Origin of the sequence: Thermodesulfobacterium hveragerdense DSM 12571 (assembly GCF_000423845.1) — a bacterium.
GTDB lineage: Bacteria > Desulfobacterota > Thermodesulfobacteria > Thermodesulfobacteriales > Thermodesulfobacteriaceae > Thermodesulfobacterium > Thermodesulfobacterium hveragerdense.
The window spans coordinates 61,354-78,185 of record NZ_AUIT01000003.1 but is presented as its reverse complement, the minus strand read 5'-3'; the positions used below and the strand labels follow the sequence as shown (position 1 = coordinate 78,185).

The following is a 16,832-nucleotide window of genomic DNA, read 5'->3' as shown; positions in this document are numbered from 1 at the left end:
TTATCACTCCCTAAATTTGATTAAGGCTTGTCCTAAAGGATAGTCTAACCGAATCAAGTCTACTTTTTCTGTCTGTCCGTTTTCGTAAAGATAGGCCATTATCTTGTCGAGGTTCTTATAAAAATAAACCCAATCTCTTTCGGAAACCAAAGGGAAATAAATCTTAATATGATTTTTGGTCACCATAACTATCTTGTTATCATCCAATACAATTTTAGCAATGTTTTCATAAACAGGCAAATAGTTTTTGTTGTTTTTTAACCAAAAAAGAAATTCAAAAAATTTATCTTTCGATACCTCACTTTTTAACTCTAAAACAGGATAAAAGAAATAATCCTCTGGTAAAATGCCTTCCATGATCACGCCTTTTTTATCTACTAAGAAACCTTTGTTATCTTTTACTATTATAGCCAAAGGTTCTCTTTCTTTGATCACCAATTCTAAAGTGCCAGGTAAATGCCTAACAATCGTTACCTCTTCTATGTTTTTGTTAGCCAGTATCTGCTTTCTTAAATCTTTCAGTGAGATAACAAAAAACCGCTCCCCTCCTTTAAGACCTGTAAGCTTAATTATTTCATCTTTACTTACCCTTTTGGTAGGGCTAACCTTAATCTCTTTTAAAACAAAAAGATCTGTAAAATAAAGTAAATAAATCACCAGTCCTACCAAAACTAAAAAACTTATACTCCCCCAAAAAACAGGTCTCTTTAGCAAACTAAAAAATCTCTTCATCTTTTATTCCCAAAAACTTTACCTCAGGGTCTAACTTTACCCTAAACTTTTCCCACACCTTTGTTTTAGCCAACTTCATCAATTCTAACACCTCTTTAGCCTTGGCTCTACCTAAATTTACGATAAAATTCGCATGTTTTTTAGATATCCCTGCTCCTCCTATCCTATACCCTTTTAAACCACAGGCCTCTATCAACTGACCGGCATAATAACAAGGAGGGTTCTTAAACACCGACCCAAAGGTCCTTTTAGAAATCGGTTGGGTAAGTCTTCTTTTGTTTAAAAACTCTAAAACTTTTCTTTTTACCACCTCTTTTTCACTTTTTTCAAGCTTAAGCTCTGCTTCTAAAATAACCCCCTCTTTTTTAAACTTTCTATAACTCCAGTCCTCCTCACTAACTTCACAATAGTCTAAATTCCCCTTATGGTAAAGTAGTACTTTTTTTACTATCTGAGAAATACTTCTTCCAAAGGCCCCTGCGTTCATCCTAACCATCCCACCTATGGTTGCAGGAACCCCTGCTAAAAACTCCATACCAGAAAACCCTTTTTTAAGACATAAACTTATAAGCTCATTAACCCCCGTCCCAGCTTTGACCTTCAAAACTACCTCGTCTTTTTCCTCATTTAAAACCTCAATCCCTTTTAATCTTTTTAGGCTAATCACTACCCCGTTAAAACCTTCGTCTGCAACCAAAAGATTACTCCCTCCACCCAAAATATAAAAAGGTGTCCCTGTATTTTCCAAAAACTCTAGTAGTTTTACTAAAACCTCTTTTTCTTCTGGAAAAACCAAAAAATCACAAGGTCCACCTATCTTTATGGTAGTGTAGGAAGCTAAAGGTTCGTTTTCTAAGTAAAAAATGTTGTTTTTTTCTAAAAATTCTTTAATGTCTTGCCTCATCTTTTTCTAAGAGTAATCTGTGGAGTTTATAAACGTTCCCTGCTCCCATAGTAATAACAACCTGGTTTTCATCTAATATATCTTCAAGAAGCTCTTTTATGTTATCTAAGTTTTCTACAAAAAACGTAGGTTTTCCTCCTCTAAGATTTTTTAGGTTTTCAAAAAGGATATAACCTGAAATCCCAGGTATAGGTTTTTCGCTTGCGGGATAAATTTCAGTCAAAACCAGAATATCAGGTTCTTTTAAGGCTAACAAAAACTTATCCCATAAAAACTTAGTCCTGGTATAACGATGGGGTTGAAAAATAAGCACAAGCTTTTTATCTTTATAAACCTTCCTTAAGGCTTCAAGAGAAGCTTTGATTTCGGTAGGATGATGTGCATAGTCATCTATCAGGACCGCTCCTTTCCAAACACCTTTAAACTCAAGCCTTCTGCCTGCTCCTTTAAACTCTTGTAAAATTTCTATCACCTGTTTAATCGGAAGACCAAGCTCTAAAGCCACCCCTATAGCAGCTAACGCATTACAAACATTATGTTTACCAGGGATAGAGAGCCTCATCTGTCCTAAGAACTTTTCCTGAAACTCAACCTTTACTAAAGGATAACCTTCGTCCTCTTCTATAACCTCTGCCCTCAACTGATTTCCTGACGAAAAACCATATAGTAAAAAAGGTCCTGCAATCTCTTTAAGTACCTCTTTTACCCCTGGGTCGTCTCCACAGATTATAACCCGTCCCTCAGGAGAACATTTTTTTATAAAATTGATAAAAGCCTTTTTGATAGCGTTGAAGTCTGCATAAAAATCCAAATGTTCTACGTCGATGTTGGTGATTACCTCTATATAAGGGTTATAACATAAAAAGGAACCGTCGCTCTCATCAGCTTCAGCCACCAAATAATCTCCTTTACCTAAAACAGAATGGGTTTTGATGTTAGATATGATCCCTCCCACTATGACCGTAGGGCTTTTATCCAATTTAAGCAGCATTTCTGCTATCATAGAGGTAGTCGTGGTTTTACCATGAGAACCTGCTACCACAATACTTTTTGGATAAAGGTTCATCACTTCTGCCAACATCTGAGCCCGAGGGATAACCCAAATTCCCATTTCTTTAGCTTTAGAAAGCTCTGGATTGTCCTGAGAAATCGCCGACGAATAAACCACTATGTCTACCTTTTTAAGGTGGTCTTCATGGTGCTGGTAATAAACTTTTATCCCTTGTTTCTCTAACATTTCGGTATATTTACTTTTGTTAAGGTCGCAACCACTGACCTTATGTCCTAAGGAGTACAACACCATGGCTAAGCTGCTCATCCCTACGCCACCTATCCCTATAAAATGTATCCTTTTAGGCCCATCTTTATGACCAAAAACCTTAAACATTAGCCAACCTCTCAAGCTCCTCGATGATAATCTTTTCTGAAGAAGGAACAAAAAAACTTTTCATAACTTCAGCCATCTCCTGTAGTTTTTTCCTATCGTTAAGCAGATTCTTCAAAACCTGTAAAACTTTATCTGGGGTTGCCTCTTTTTGGTCTACAACCACCGCCCCTCCTTTTTCAGCTACCCTCAAGGCATTCTTCTTTTGATGGTCTCGGGTAGCATAAGGGAAAGGAATAAAAACAGCTGGCAATCCTACAGCAAAAAGCTCAGCCAAGGTGGTAGCCCCAGCCCTTCCTAAAAACAGGTCTGCCTGAGAATACGCCCAACCCATATCCTCTATAAACGGAAAAACCCTAACCCTTTCTTGCCAATCCTTAGGTATTGTTTTTTCGTAAGTATTCTTAACCTTTTCGTATTCCTCTATCCCTGTTTGATGAAAAACTAATAAATCTTTGAAATGGATCAACAGTTTAGGCATGATTTCTAAGGCTAACTCGTTAATAAACCTCGCCCCTAAACTCCCTCCTAAAATCAACAACCCTAAACCTGTATGTTCCTTAGGCCTTTTTGCCAAGATAGACTTTCTCACAGGATTTCCTGAAAAAACTACCTTTCCCTTGGGGAAAGACTTTTCGCTACCTGGGATACTTATAAAAACCCTGTTTACCATATAAGAAAGTATTTTATTAGCCAATCCGGGTTCTACGTTTTGCTCATGAAGGGCAGTAACCTTGTTTTTTATTTTTCCTGCAATCACCACAGGGAAAGAAATATACCCACCAGTAGCAAAAATAATATCTGGATTAAGATGGTTTATTAACCGGTAAGACTGAAATATCCCTTTTACCATCTTTAATCCAGCCCTAAACTTATTTAACATCGACCTTCCTAAAAACCCTTCTACGTCGATTTCATAAACTTTAAAAGGTCTATCTTTAAGTATGGTCTTTTCTATCTTTCTTTTGCCAGAAACAAAACAAACCTCCTTACCCAATCTCTGCAATTCTTCTGCAACCGCTATCCCTGGGAAAAGATGTCCTCCTGTTCCTCCGGCTACAATCAACCACCTCAATGGTATACCTCGTTTATTTCGTGGCTTTTAAGAAAAAGAGGGGCATACTTAAAAACCAGTTCTCTAAAGACCTCTCCCCTCTCTTCATAGTTTTTAAACTGGTCAAAACTGGAACAAGCAGGAGATAATAGCACACAATCTCCAGGATCGGCTAATTTTAAAGCAATGGCCACAGCCTGGGCTAAGTTTTCCGCAAGATAGGTTTCCACTACCTGACCTAATTCTTCAGCTATCACATACCTTGCCTCACCCATCAACACCAAAGCCTTAACCTTTTGTTTAATATAAGGAATTAGAGGACTATAGGAGGCTCCTTTATGTCTTCCTCCCATGATAAGAATAAATCTTCCCTCAAGCCCTTTTAAAGCCTGCAAAGTGGCATCTACGTTAGTAGCCTTAGAATCATTGATAAAAATCACCCCTCCTAAAGAGGTTACATACTCTATCCTGTGGGGGAACCCTTTAAACTCTGTTATCAGTCTTTCAACGCTTGAGGGAGATGCCCCCATAAGACGTGCCCCCAAGCTTGCCACTATATAGTTTAACTTGTTATGTAAACCCAATAACTTAAAACCCTTAAAAGAATATACCTCTTCTTTATCCCCTATCCTTAATACAAATTGGTTTTCATCTTTCAGATAAGCTTGAGCTGCCTTGTCTTCTTTTTCAGAAAAAAAGCAGACCTTACCCTTCACCAAGTCCTGAAAATGAGAAAACCAAGGTTCGTTTAAAGGAAGGATGCTATAGTCTTGAGAGGTTTGATTTTCAAAAAGCCTATACTTGTAATAGGCATACTCTTTTTCTGATTCATACCTCTCTAAGTGGTCAGGGGTAATGTTAAGCAAAATCCCTACTTTGGGCTTAAAAGTTTCTATGGTTTCCAACTGAAAGCTGGACACCTCAAGTACGATTTTGTCTACCTCGGTATCCCGAGAAACCAGTTCTGAAAGGGGGATACCATAATTTCCACCGGTAAACACCTTATATCCTGAAAGCTTTAAAAGGTCAGAAACCATAGCAGTAGTAGTGGTTTTTCCGTTGGTACCGGTGATAGCTATAACCTGGTCTTTGCTTTTTAAAAACTGCCAGGCAAGTTCGATCTCTCCTAACACCGGGATACCTTTTTCCAAACATTCCTGATAGACCTCTCTTGGCACCCCTGGACTTACAACTACTAAATCGGATTTCAAAAAATCTTCTATCTCATGGCCTCCAAACTTAAACTCAACCCCCTGGGTTTCAAATTTAGAAATCAAAGAGGGATCAAATTTTTCTCTGGGGTTGGTCTCAGAAACCAAAACCTTAGCCCCTTTTTTAAGTAAAAGTTTAGTAGCAGCCTGTCCACTTCTTCCAAAACCGATAACTACTATCTTTTTTTCTGAGATTTCCATTATCTTTCACCTACCTAATTTTTAAAGTACTTAAAGCTATAAGACCAAAAATTAAAGAAATAATCCAAAACCTTACGACTACTTTATTTTCTGGCCAACCTAAAAGTTCAAAATGGTGATGTAACGGAGCCATCTTAAAAATCCTTTTTCCATGGGTAAGCTTAAAATAACCTACCTGCAACATTACAGAAAGTGCCTCCATCACAAAAATAGCCCCGGCTATCACCAACAAAAATTCCTGTTTTACTAAAATAGAAATACACCCCAACCCTGCCCCTAATCCTAAAGACCCTACGTCTCCCATAAAAATCTCTGCTGGATAGGAATTATACCACAAAAACCCTAATCCTGCTCCTATAAAGATGGCACAAACGATGGCTAATTCACCGGCATAAGGTATGTAAGGTAATAAAAGATAGGTAGAAAACTTTATGTTACCTACGACATAACTTAAAACGCTGTAAACCCCGGCAACCACAACAAAAGGCACCGTGGCTAAACCATCAAGCCCGTCTGTAAGGTTCATTGCGTTAGAACTCCCAAGGATAACCAACATGCTAAACAAAAGATAGCCAATCCCTAAATCTATAATCAATTTTTTAAAAAACGGGAAAACCAACTGAGAGGAAAACCCAAGCCCTTTAAACGTAATAAAATAAAACAGACCTACCAAAAAAACCTGTAAAAGGATCTTTTCTCTGGCTCTAAGCCCTAAATTTTTCTTTCTTTTTATTTTTAAATAGTCGTCTAAAAACCCTACCAAACCAAAACCCATAGTAACCAAGAGGACTAACCATACAAAAGGATTAGAAAGCTTACACCAAAGAATACAGGACACCAGTATAGAAAAAAGTACCACAGTCCCCCCCATCGTAGGGGTTCCTGTCTTTTTTTTATGATGAGATGGTCCTTCCTCTCTTACTATCTGTCCAAACTGTTTGAGTTTCATAAACCGAATAAAAGGTGGCATCAAAAAATAAACCAAAAAAAACGAGGTTATCGCACCACATATCATCCTAAACGTAATATACTTGAACACGTTGAACAACGAAAAATAATCGGTTAAAGAGTACAAAAATTGATAAAGCATTACTCAAGTTCCTCCAAAAGTCTTTCTACCACCCTCTCAAGCCTTAAACCCCTTGAGCCCTTTACTAAAATAACCGTATTTTCAGAGAATAGGTCTTTAATCCTCAAAAATCTAAGATTTTCTAAGAAATCCTCTGTGGTTGCAAAGACCTCACAAGGCTTTGGAGAAAAGGTAGTGGCATAAAATTTAGCATTTTCCCCTATAAAGTAGGCCTGATCAGCTATTTGTTTAGCTAAATCTCCGATCTCTTCGTGATAACGTTTACTTTCAGACCCTAATTCTAACATATCTCCTAAAATAACTATCTTTTGTAGATAATTTGAAAAGGTTTTTAACCACTCTAAAGAGGCTCTCATAGAACCAGGGTTGGCGTTATAAGTATCGTCTATCACCAAAAACCTTCCTTTTTTATAACATTTAGCCCTTTGATAAAAAGAAACCTCTTTTTCTACCTTTTCTATGATGAGATCTAACTCTAAGTTTAGATTTAAACCCACAGCTATTGCTGCAAGCAGGTTTAAAACGTTATGTTTCCCTATTTGAGGTAAGGTTAACGACCTTCTTTGGGTTTTAAAGAGTATTTCTACTTTAACCCTGTCTTTATCCAGTTTTAAGTTTTGAACCCTCAAGTCAGCTCCTTCTTCAAAACCAAAGGAGATCTTTCCCTGTTTAAAAATTTTTGCCTTTTCTCTTAAAGGTTCTTGATCATAGAAATAAACTAACTTCCCATTAGGGTCTGTGTTTTTAAAAATAGATATTTTTTCTTCTAAAACCCCCTCTAAAGAAACCAAACCTTCTAAATGAGCAGGATACACACAGGTAATTACTGAAACCTGAGGAAAAACTATTTCTGACAAGCGGGCAATCTCTCCAGGAGCGTTGGTCCCAAGCTCTAAAACAGCTACCTCAGTGTCTTCCTTGATGGAAAGGACAGAAAGGGGAACCCCTATAAGGTTGTTATAATTGGCTAAGTTTTTAAAGGTGTTAAAAAATCGTGAAAGAATTTCAAAGGAAAGCTCTTTAGTGGTGGTTTTACCACAAGAACCGGTGATGGCTACTGCAACAAAATTAAGTTTTTTTCTCCAAAATTTTGCAAAATCTCCTAAAGCTATCAACGTATCCTTTACCAAAATAACAGAGATGGTTTTAGGTAATTCTTCTAACCTAAAACCAGAAGGAAATTGAGAAATAATCAGTCCCTTAGCCCCTTTTTCTATAGCCTCTTTCCAAAAATCATGTCCATCAAAGTTTTTACCTTTTAAAGCCCAAAAGAGATAACCTGGCTTAATGATCCTGGTGTCAGTCGAAATCCCTCTAAAACTCGAGCCCATGTCTCCGTTTAACAACATCCCAGAGGTAGCTCTGATGATATCTTCGGTAAAAAACACGTTTTCTACGTTCATATCTTTAACCTCTCAGCCTCTTTATAGTTTCCAAAACCTCTTCCTGGTCAGAAAAAGGATACCTTTTTCCCTGAATCTCCTGATAGGTTTCGTGCCCCTTTCCTGCGATTAACAATACATCTCCTTTTTCCAAAAGTTTTATCGCAAACTCGATGGCTTCTCTTCTGTCTGGGATCACTGCACAGGGTTTTATGCCTTTTAGCCCCTTCTTTATTTCATCGATGATACTCTCAGGATCTTCAAAACGAGGGTTGTCTGAGGTAATAATTACATAGTCTGCAATAGTTTCAGCTACCTCACCCATAAGAGGTCTTTTACCAGCATCTCGATTCCCTCCACAACCAAAAACCACGACAAGCCTGTTTTTCTTTAGAGGTAATAAACTTTTTAAGGCATATTCCAGAGCAGAAGGAGTATGGGCATAGTCTACAAACACCTTAGCCCCGTTAAACTCAGCTACCAGCTCTAACCTTCCTACCGGATTTCTAAGTCCATTAAGCCTTAAAACTATCTCTTCCTTAGTATATCCTAAAGCCGTCAAAATCCCTACTGTCGTAGCCAGGTTTTTTACCTGGTATTCTCCAAAAAGTGAGGTTTTGACCCTATACACCTCACCCGTCTCTAAAAATTTTAACTCTATCTCAAGCCCCTCTTCCATCCCTAAAATTTCTACCCTCAAACAACCGTCATTTACGATATAGATCCGGTTTTCAGGTAAAAAGGTTTTTAACTCCTGATAAAGTTTTTTTCCATACTCTGTCTCAAAAGATAAAACTACTTTGCCTTCTGGAGTTAAATAATCGGTAAAAAGTAACTTTTTAGCCTGAAAATAGGCTTCCATGGTTTTATGGTAATCCAGATGATCTCTTGAAAGATTAGTAAAACCTGCTATTTCAAAGGAAAGCCCTTCTACTCTTTTTTGGTCTAAAGCATGGGAAGAAACCTCCATCACACAGACTTTAAATCCTTTATCTACCATTTCTTTCATCAACCAACCAAGTTTTATGATAGAAGGTGTGGTCTCAGCAGCAGGAATTCTTCTTTCTATCTCATAAAAAATGGTTCCTATATACCCGGTTTTTACCCCCAAAGTTTGTAACAATGTTTTTGTGAAGTAGCATACCGAAGTTTTTCCGTTGGTTCCAGTAACTCCTATAAGGGTTAGTTTCTTTTCAGGGTGGTCAAAAAAATTCAAAGCCATCTGAGAAAGAGCTTTTCTAACATCTCTTACCTGGATTTGATAAACCCCTGAGGGAATTGTTTGGGGCTCTATAGGGGTCTCTCTAACGATAACCTTAGCCCCGCTGTTAATAGCCTCAGGGATAAAGTCTTCTCCCCTAAGATTAGTCCCTTTCCTTGCTATAAAAACATAGCCTTTTGATATCTCTTTAGAGTTGTCAGCAATTCCATATATTTGGGTGGTTAACCACCCTTCATCCTCAGGATAAACCTTTAGTATTTCCACATCCTGAATAATATCCTTCAGAATTTTCATAACAAACCTGCAAATAAATAGTCAAACCGTTCTGAAGAAAGACTAACCTTTTTTTCTTCAGAAGGATTTTCCTTTTCTTTTAAAACTACGATTAACATTTTATTCTCCTTAAAATAAACCCTTACCACTGATTTATCAAATAAAAACATCATCTTGTCTTTGGAGAAATTTTTCAACTCTGGATTGCAAACTTTTTTGTTTTTTTTCACAAAATCGATAGAAATATTCTGACCACAAAGACTGGCCAAAAAGTATTCTCCTAAACCCCATAAAGTCGTCTTTTGATTTTTATTAGATATCCCAAAAACTGACGAAGGATAGGCTTCTTCAAACAACGGGGTTTCTTTTTCATCTACGTAGGCTAAAACCTCTCCTGTAGAAAGGTCTATTTCTGCTAAACCTAATTGATAATTCGTTTCTAACTGTTTTTTAAGATTTAGAAACCTTTTTTCCTTTTTGAGGTCTAAAGATAATACCAAAGACTCTCCCTTCTGTAGAGAAACATCAAACCTTTTTTCTAAACCTGAAACCCCATAACCATTAAACGTTTCTCCTATAAGAAAATCTATCTCTGGAACCAGTATTTTTCTTTTAAAAGATTTTTCTATAAGAACGCTTGACTCTCTGGCAAGTCTCTCTACTTCATCTAACGTCAAATCCTCAGAAAGAAGGATAATCCCTTTTTTTGGAAGGTTTAAAGTAGAAGGAAGGTAAACCTTTACAACCTCAGGGATAGACTCAGCCATCCAGTTGTTGTTTTTAATAACATAGTAAGCCTTATAGTTTTCTAAAGTAATGACTAAAGGCTCGTAGTTTCTATCAAAGATATATCCTCGTTTTACCTCAGGAAGAGAAGATTTGCCGGTAACCTTTTCGACAGAAAAATTGAGCACCAACACCAAAAAAAACAGAAATATGCCCAAAAAACACCATAAACTGTAATGCTGTCTTTTACTCATCTTAGAAAGATATAATCACCGTTTTGAGGTGGTCTTAACCCAAGTTTTTTTGCCTTTTCTAACACTATTTCCCGACTGGTTAAGCTATAAAACTGATTTTTTAACTCTTTATTTTTGCTAAGAAGCTGGTGTTTTTCTACCTTTAGCTTAATCCAAACATAGGTTTTATAGGCTGTAGCAACTGACATTACAAATAGCAGTACCGTGGTTAGGATAAGAGCTGTATTAAAAGCCAACTGTCTTATCCATTCTTTAAAACAAAACTTGGTTACGTTTTTCTTTTGAGAGCTCGAATCCTGGCTAACCCTACGGTCTAAATGGGGCTTATAGACCAAGGTTTTATTGGCTATCATATTTTTTCCCCCACCCTTAGTTTGGCACTACGGGCCCTTGGATTTCTTCTTATCTCTTCTAAAGTAGGAACAACCGGCTTTTTTAACACAGGCTTTATCCTTGGGTCACCCTTAAAATAGTTTTTTACCAGCCTATCCTCTAAGGAATGAAAAGAAATTATCGCTATCCTTCCTCCTGTTTTTAAAACCTCTGGCACCTCTTTTAGCACTTTTTCTAAATTCTTAAGTTCTTCGTTAACCTCTATTCGTAAGCTTTGAAAGATCACAGCAAGAAGGCTCTTTCTGCTACTTTTATAAAACTCCTTAACCGCCTCTATCAAATCTTTAGTGGTTTTAAATGGTTTTCTTTTTCTTCTGTCGCAGATAAACTGAGCAAATTTAAGGGCACTTGGGACCTCCCCTGTTAAAAAAACCTGAGAAAGCCTTTTTACATCATAGGTATTCAAGATTTTTTCTGCGGTAAGCTCTTTTTCCAAACTCATCCTCATGTCTAAAGGCTCATCTTTTTGAAAAGAAAAACCCCGTCCGCTGTATTCTAACAAAAAAGAAGAAATACCCAGGTCTAATAAAACCCCATCTGCTAACACACCCTGTTTCTGTAAAACTTCTTTTATGTAAATAAAACTTAGGTTGAAAATTCTTGCTCTATCTCCATACTTACTCAACCTTTGCTTAGCCAGCTCAAAAGAAGGCTCATTCCATTCAAAACCGTATAAAACACCTGTAGGAGAAGACCTTTCAAGAATAGCCTCACTATGCCCACCCATCCCTACGGTACCGTCTACATAGATCTTATCTGGAACCACCTTAAGCAAATCTATAACCTCCTCTAAAAGCACAGGCTCATGGAAAGAAATACTCTACCTCCCGGTCAGATAAGGGTTTATCATCTGCATAATCTGGTTGAAATTATTCTTTGTCTCTCTAAACCTGCTTTCTAAATGAACTGGATTCCATATCTCAAAGTGATAAAGCATTCCTAACAGCACCACCTCTTTTCCTAACCCAATTTCTTCTCTCAAAGACTGGGGTAACAAAATCCTTCCCTGTTTGTCAGGCTGGCATTCCTCAGCAGAACCTAAAAAATACCTTACATATTCCCTTACCTCTGGGACATCCCAGGGAAGCCCCAACAACTTTTCTTCTATCTTTTGCCATTCCTCTACAGGATAGGCTACCAAACACTCAGGATAGTTGGTAACCACTAAATTTTCACTCCCATACTTAACCCTTAGAACCTCCCTAAACTTAACTGGAAGACTAAACCGACCTTTCTCATCTAAAGAGTGCTTAAACTTGCCCCTAAACATTATCTTCCACTTTTTACCACTATATACCACTTACAATATAAAAAACTGAATAAAAGTCAAGACCGATTTTTTAAATTTAATTGATTATAAAATTAAAATTATTCTTTATGTGAATTTTTGTTTCGAAGGTTGATGAATCTAAACCCTGATCTCGATTTTTTGCGGTTTACAAAAGAATAACTAAGCGATCTTCTCAAGAATTTTATATATGAGTTGTTGTATCTTTATGGCTAAAATACTTTGTGAAAATTTCAAATAAGGAATCCCAGCTTTTACTGACTCTAAAATTTCTTCAGAAAAGGGAATTACACCTATTACCTCAACTCCTTCTTTCTCAAGATGGGTGGTTATATGCTGGCTCATCTCAGGATTTAAGTCATACTTATTTATAAGCACCTTTAGGTCCACCTTAAAATGTTTAGCAAGCTCTATCACTCTTTTTACATCGTGAACACCAGCTACAGTCGGTTCTGTAATGGCTATGGCAAGGTCAACACCAGTCATAGAGGCCATTACCGGACAACCTACCCCAGGAGGACCATCAAGAATGATAAAATCTGCCTTGGTTGTCTCAGCTATTTCTTTAGCTATTTCTCTCAGTTTAGCTACCAATTTCCCTGAGTTTTCTTGAGCAATCCCAAGTTTTGCGTGAACCATTTTTCCATACTCAGTTTGAGAAATAAAGTAGTATCCTGATAATGCTTCATAAAACACAATGGCTGAGGCTGGACACACATAACTACAAATGGTACAACCCTCACAAGAAATCGTATCCACCTGAAAATCATCAGTTATAGCCCTAAATTGACAAACCTCTCTACAAATCCCACATAAGGTGCATTTTTCTTTGTCTATGGAGGCTTTCTTTCCTCCAAAAAACTCAAAGGATTGCTCTATAAAAGGATGTAAAAGTAGATGCAAATTAGCTGCATCAACATCACAGTCTACAATAACCTTGTTTGAGATACCTACTGCCAAACAACCTGTAAAAAAGGTTTTACCTGTTCCACCTTTTCCACTTATCACCAAAATCTGTTTCATCTTATAAATCCCCTTATCGCTTCAATAAGATTTAAAAACTTTTCTTGATACTCAGGCATACCAACTACCAAAGGAATGCCCTTTGAATAAACCTCAGCTATCTCTCTTTTAAAAGGTATCTTCATCAAAATAGGAAGGCCAACCTTTTCACAAAAGTTTTCCACAATTTTATCCTCCTGAGATTTATTGATGATTACCCCGGCAGGTATGTTTAAAACTTTGGTCATTTCATAAGCAAGCTCTAAGTCATGAAGTCCAAAAGGGGTTGGCTCTGTAACCAGAATGCAGAAACCAGAACCTTTTATTGAGGCCACCGCAGGGCATGAAGTACCAGGTGGGGCATCGATGATCGCAATCTTATCAGGATCGATAAACTTTTTAGCTTCTTCGATTACCTTAGGAGCAAGCACCTCCGAAATGTTTAGCTTCCCCTCTATAAACTCTATGCCTTCTTTAACACCTTTGGTTATTTCTCCTATCGGCCTGAATCCTGAATAAATAGCCTTTTCAGGACATAGTAAAATACAACCTCCACATCCATGACATAGATGAGAAAAAAAGAAAACCTCTCCACCTTGTTCAAACTTTAACACAGATAAAGCATTATAGACACATATTTTGCTACAATAGCCACAATAAGTACATTTTTCTTTGTCTATCTCAGGAATCAGGGTATTTACTTGATAGGTTTCTTTGATCTCTGAGGTTAAAAAGAGTCGAACATTTGGTTCCTCTACATCACAATCGATTATCTGGGCATCACCTATGGTTAAGGCTAAAGAAATCGCTACCGTAGTTTTACCTGTTCCACCCTTTCCACTGGCAACCGAAATTATCATCCTTTTTATCCTGTAAAACCTTTTCTTGTTTGTCCTCAAAATTGATTGTAGTCCCTACCCCTACCTTTAAAAACCTTTCTTTAAAATGTTGTTTAAAAAGCTTTAAAGCAAGTTCTCCGGTGCAATGTGAGGGTGCGAGCAATCGGACATCTTTGCTTTCTAAACGAACTATTACGTTCTTAATTTCTTCCTCGGTTTTATCAAGCAGATGAAGACCTCCTAAAATCGCTAAAACCTTAGGTTTGATCTCAGAGGTAACTTTTTCGATAATTTTTTCGATCCCAGGATGAGCACACCCTGTAAGGACTATCACCCCATCTTTGGCTTCTAAAACCAAGGCAGTTTCTTTAACCTCTCCTTCAAGCTCACCGGTAAGATAAACCCCTTGGTTGACCTTTAAAACTTCTGAAGAAACTTTAAACAACCTTGCGTAAGGAAATAACTTTTTAACCTCTTCATAAAAAGAGACTCCGGCATAAATCTCAGCCTCAGGCATTAAACTTTGTATCTCTTTTAAACCACCTGTATGGTCTTTGTGGGCATGAGAGAGAATAATTTTTGAGATCAAAAAAGGATCTATTTTGGCTTTTTTGATATTACTGATCAACTTTTGACCGTCGGCCCCGGTATCAAAAAGTAAAAATTCATCGTTTCTCTTAACAACGCAGCTATATCCCCAACCTGTTTCAAAACCTGGTTCACCCTTATAGTTATCAAAAACTATGGTAAGATCTATCAAGGTTTTAACAACTCCACGATTTTATCTACCACTTTTGCAAAAGCTTTAGCAGGTTCACTGTCAGGATAGTATAATAAAACTGGTTTTCCTTCGTCTCCACCTTGGACTATCCTTGGGTCAAGAGGAATTTTCCCTAAAAAGGGAATGTTATACTCTTTAGCGATTTTTTCGGCTCCACCTGTCTTAAATATTTCGATTATATCTCCACAACGTGGGCAAACAAACCCACTCATGTTTTCTACAACCCCAAGAATAGGGATCGAAGTCTCTAAACAAAATCTTATAGACCTTCTTACATCAGCTAAAGCTACCTCTTGAGGGGTAGCTACTATGACAGCTCCGTCAACCTTATCCAAGAGTTGATGGATAGAAATCACCTCATCTCCTGTGCCTGGAGGAGAATCAACCACTAAGTAATCAAGTGGTCCCCAACGAACCTCTGTTAAAAACTGCTCTATCACCCGATGTTTCAGGGGGCCTCGCCAAATTACTGGAGTATCTTTTTCCTGCAAGAAAAATCCTATCGAAATCACCTCTAAATTTTCAAAAGGCTTCAAAGGAAAAAGTCCGGCATCAGTAACCAAAAGAGGAATACCTTGTAAGCCTAACATGTTAGGAATATTAGGACCGTGGATATCAATATCCAAGAGTCCAGTAAGATATCCTTTTTGAGATAACCCTACAGCAAGGTTAGTAGATACTGTACTTTTACCAACCCCTCCTTTTCCAGATAACACCAAAATTTTTCTTTTTATTTTAGAAACCGTATTTTTAAGCCCATCCTGACCCTCTTCATTTAATCTTTTTTTTGAATCACATTGAGGACCACATTGAGTCTCACAGCTACAACCTTTTTCTTCCATCGTACAGGCCTCCTACCTCAGATTTTTAACCTGATTTATTCCATCTATCACTTTACCCTGAACTTCTATAATTTTTATGTTAGCCAAACTAATTATCCTTTCTGCTTTCGGGCCTAACTTACCACCAGTAACTAAAACTTGAACCCCTTTAGAAGCCACAAACTGGGCAGCCTGAACCCCAGCCCCTTGAACAGCCTCTCTCCAGGTATTTTCTACTACCTCTTTCTCACCTGTTTCTGTATCGTAGAAAATAAAATATCTGCAACGTCCAAACCTTGGGTCTATCTCTGCCTCTAAAATCCTTTCTTGAGAAGTTATACAAATTTTCATGGCATTAACTCCTGTTTGTTTTTATTTAATTTATTTACCCTGTTCGATTTCGCTTAAACGCTTCTCCATAGCCTCAAGATTTCTTCTTAAAATCTCTGCCTCCTGCCTTAGTATTTCTGCTTCATCTACTGAAGGAAAACCTGCTCCAAAGGTTCTTCTCCAGAACCCTCTCCAACCTCTTCCAAGACCTGCAAACCATCTCCAACAACCCCAACCACCTCTCCTGCCTCTACCCCATCTTAACCCTCCAGGAAACATAAACCCAGGGGTATTAGCCCCAGAACAATATCCTAAACCTCTTCCTGTTCTTGGTCCTAACCCAAATGGACCTGTTCTATCTCCCCAAGGCATACCCAACACCTCCTTTTAGGTTTTTATTGAAAATGATTTTCATTATTAAATTTAACCATACTCTTTAAAAAGTCAAGACCCAAAAGTTATTTTTTAATGTTGACATTTATGTTCTCCATGATCACAAAGGCTTTCTCCTCCCTTTAAACTTCCACTAATAAAAGCTTTCACCACTTCTTCAACTTTTCCTGTTACACCAAGGATAACCTTTATCCCAAAAGACTTAAGCATATTTACTGCATTTGGCCCCATCCCCCCAGTTATAACATAGTCTACCCCTTGATTTTTCAAGAAAGTAGGCACTAACCCTGGTTGATGCGCCCTGTAACCCGGGTTTTCTAAAACAAACTGATTAACAATCTGTCCATCTTTCACCTCTACGATGGTAAACTTTGGACATCTTCCAAAATGTTGATCCACATATCCATCCTCTGTAGCCACCGCTATCCTCATTTTATAACCCCCCCTTTTTCAAGTTTTTGATATTGAGAATTATAATCATATTTAAAATAAAAACAAGTTTTTAACAAAGTTTAAAAGCTACTATATAGCCTTAAAATCAAACGACTAAGC

Annotated in this window: 19 protein-coding genes; all 19 read right to left on the bottom strand. The window is 37.5% G+C overall.

The features are described 5' to 3' along the window. Positions 1-3: 3 nt before the first annotated feature. Positions 4-732 (bottom strand): cell division protein FtsQ/DivIB, encoded by a 729-nt coding sequence (locus tag G580_RS0102345; RefSeq protein WP_028840875.1) that lies wholly within the window; start codon positions 730-732, stop codon positions 4-6. Then, entirely contained in the window at positions 716-1,636 is a 921-nt protein-coding gene (murB, locus tag G580_RS0102340; protein ID WP_028840874.1) for a UDP-N-acetylmuramate dehydrogenase, read from the bottom strand. The genes G580_RS0102345 and murB overlap by 17 nt, the downstream gene beginning before the upstream one ends. Then, positions 1,620-3,023, bottom strand: coding sequence for a UDP-N-acetylmuramate--L-alanine ligase (gene murC, locus G580_RS09645; RefSeq protein ID WP_038041346.1), 1,404 nt, complete (start codon positions 3,021-3,023; stop codon positions 1,620-1,622). The genes murB and murC overlap by 17 nt, the downstream gene beginning before the upstream one ends. Next, on the bottom strand, positions 3,016-4,095 hold the full coding sequence (murG, locus tag G580_RS09640; protein ID WP_051172993.1) for an undecaprenyldiphospho-muramoylpentapeptide beta-N-acetylglucosaminyltransferase: 1,080 nt from the start codon (positions 4,093-4,095) through the stop codon (positions 3,016-3,018). The genes murC and murG overlap by 8 nt, the downstream gene beginning before the upstream one ends. Beyond that, a complete protein-coding gene (gene murD, locus G580_RS0102325; protein WP_038041341.1) occupies positions 4,092-5,486 on the bottom strand; it encodes a UDP-N-acetylmuramoyl-L-alanine--D-glutamate ligase in 1,395 nt (464 codons plus the stop codon). Before murD ends, murG begins: the two co-directional genes overlap by 4 nt. A 10-nt stretch (positions 5,487-5,496) precedes the next feature. Beyond that, positions 5,497-6,576, bottom strand: a complete 1,080-nt coding sequence (gene mraY / locus G580_RS0102320) for a phospho-N-acetylmuramoyl-pentapeptide-transferase (protein WP_028840872.1) — start codon at positions 6,574-6,576, stop codon at positions 5,497-5,499. Next, complete coding sequence (locus G580_RS0102315) at positions 6,576-7,979, bottom strand: UDP-N-acetylmuramoyl-tripeptide--D-alanyl-D-alanine ligase (RefSeq protein ID WP_028840871.1); 1,404 nt, start codon at positions 7,977-7,979, stop codon at positions 6,576-6,578. The genes mraY and G580_RS0102315 overlap by 1 nt, the downstream gene beginning before the upstream one ends. A gap of 4 nt (positions 7,980-7,983) precedes the next feature. Then, a complete protein-coding gene (locus G580_RS0102310; RefSeq protein WP_038041340.1) occupies positions 7,984-9,474 on the bottom strand; it encodes a UDP-N-acetylmuramoyl-L-alanyl-D-glutamate--2,6-diaminopimelate ligase in 1,491 nt (496 codons plus the stop codon). After that, positions 9,471-10,433, bottom strand: a complete 963-nt coding sequence (locus G580_RS0102305) for a penicillin-binding protein 2 (protein WP_028840869.1) — start codon at positions 10,431-10,433, stop codon at positions 9,471-9,473. Before G580_RS0102305 ends, G580_RS0102310 begins: the two co-directional genes overlap by 4 nt. Next, positions 10,430-10,786 carry a hypothetical protein gene (locus G580_RS0102300; RefSeq protein ID WP_028840868.1) on the bottom strand — a complete coding sequence of 119 codons (357 nt, stop codon included), beginning with the start codon at positions 10,784-10,786 and terminating at the stop codon, positions 10,430-10,432. Before G580_RS0102300 ends, G580_RS0102305 begins: the two co-directional genes overlap by 4 nt. Continuing rightward, positions 10,783-11,643 (bottom strand): 16S rRNA (cytosine(1402)-N(4))-methyltransferase RsmH, encoded by an 861-nt coding sequence (gene rsmH, locus G580_RS0102295; protein WP_028840867.1) that lies wholly within the window; start codon positions 11,641-11,643, stop codon positions 10,783-10,785. Before rsmH ends, G580_RS0102300 begins: the two co-directional genes overlap by 4 nt. 3 nt (positions 11,644-11,646) lie before the next feature. Then, positions 11,647-12,096 carry a division/cell wall cluster transcriptional repressor MraZ gene (mraZ, locus tag G580_RS0102290; RefSeq protein WP_028840866.1) on the bottom strand — a complete coding sequence of 150 codons (450 nt, stop codon included), beginning with the start codon at positions 12,094-12,096 and terminating at the stop codon, positions 11,647-11,649. Positions 12,097-12,276: 180 nt separating this feature from the next. After that, complete coding sequence (locus G580_RS0102285) at positions 12,277-13,137, bottom strand: ATP-binding protein (protein WP_028840865.1); 861 nt, start codon at positions 13,135-13,137, stop codon at positions 12,277-12,279. Then, positions 13,134-13,976 carry a P-loop NTPase gene (locus tag G580_RS0102280; RefSeq protein WP_028840864.1) on the bottom strand — a complete coding sequence of 281 codons (843 nt, stop codon included), beginning with the start codon at positions 13,974-13,976 and terminating at the stop codon, positions 13,134-13,136. Before G580_RS0102280 ends, G580_RS0102285 begins: the two co-directional genes overlap by 4 nt. Next, positions 13,936-14,715, bottom strand: a complete 780-nt coding sequence (locus G580_RS0102275; RefSeq protein ID WP_028840863.1) for an MBL fold metallo-hydrolase — start codon at positions 14,713-14,715, stop codon at positions 13,936-13,938. The genes G580_RS0102280 and G580_RS0102275 overlap by 41 nt, the downstream gene beginning before the upstream one ends. Further along, positions 14,712-15,578, bottom strand: coding sequence for an Mrp/NBP35 family ATP-binding protein (locus G580_RS0102270; RefSeq protein ID WP_028840862.1), 867 nt, complete (start codon positions 15,576-15,578; stop codon positions 14,712-14,714). Before G580_RS0102270 ends, G580_RS0102275 begins: the two co-directional genes overlap by 4 nt. A gap of 12 nt (positions 15,579-15,590) precedes the next feature. After that, a complete protein-coding gene (locus tag G580_RS0102265; protein WP_028840861.1) occupies positions 15,591-15,908 on the bottom strand; it encodes a NifB/NifX family molybdenum-iron cluster-binding protein in 318 nt (105 codons plus the stop codon). Positions 15,909-15,938: 30 nt separating this feature from the next. Continuing rightward, entirely contained in the window at positions 15,939-16,259 is a 321-nt protein-coding gene (locus tag G580_RS0102260; protein ID WP_028840860.1) for a DUF5320 domain-containing protein, read from the bottom strand. A gap of 93 nt (positions 16,260-16,352) precedes the next feature. Continuing rightward, positions 16,353-16,712: a NifB/NifX family molybdenum-iron cluster-binding protein gene (locus tag G580_RS0102255; RefSeq protein WP_028840859.1), complete on the bottom strand. Its 360-nt coding sequence runs from the start codon at positions 16,710-16,712 to the stop codon at positions 16,353-16,355. Between the last annotated feature and the right edge of the window lie 120 nt (positions 16,713-16,832).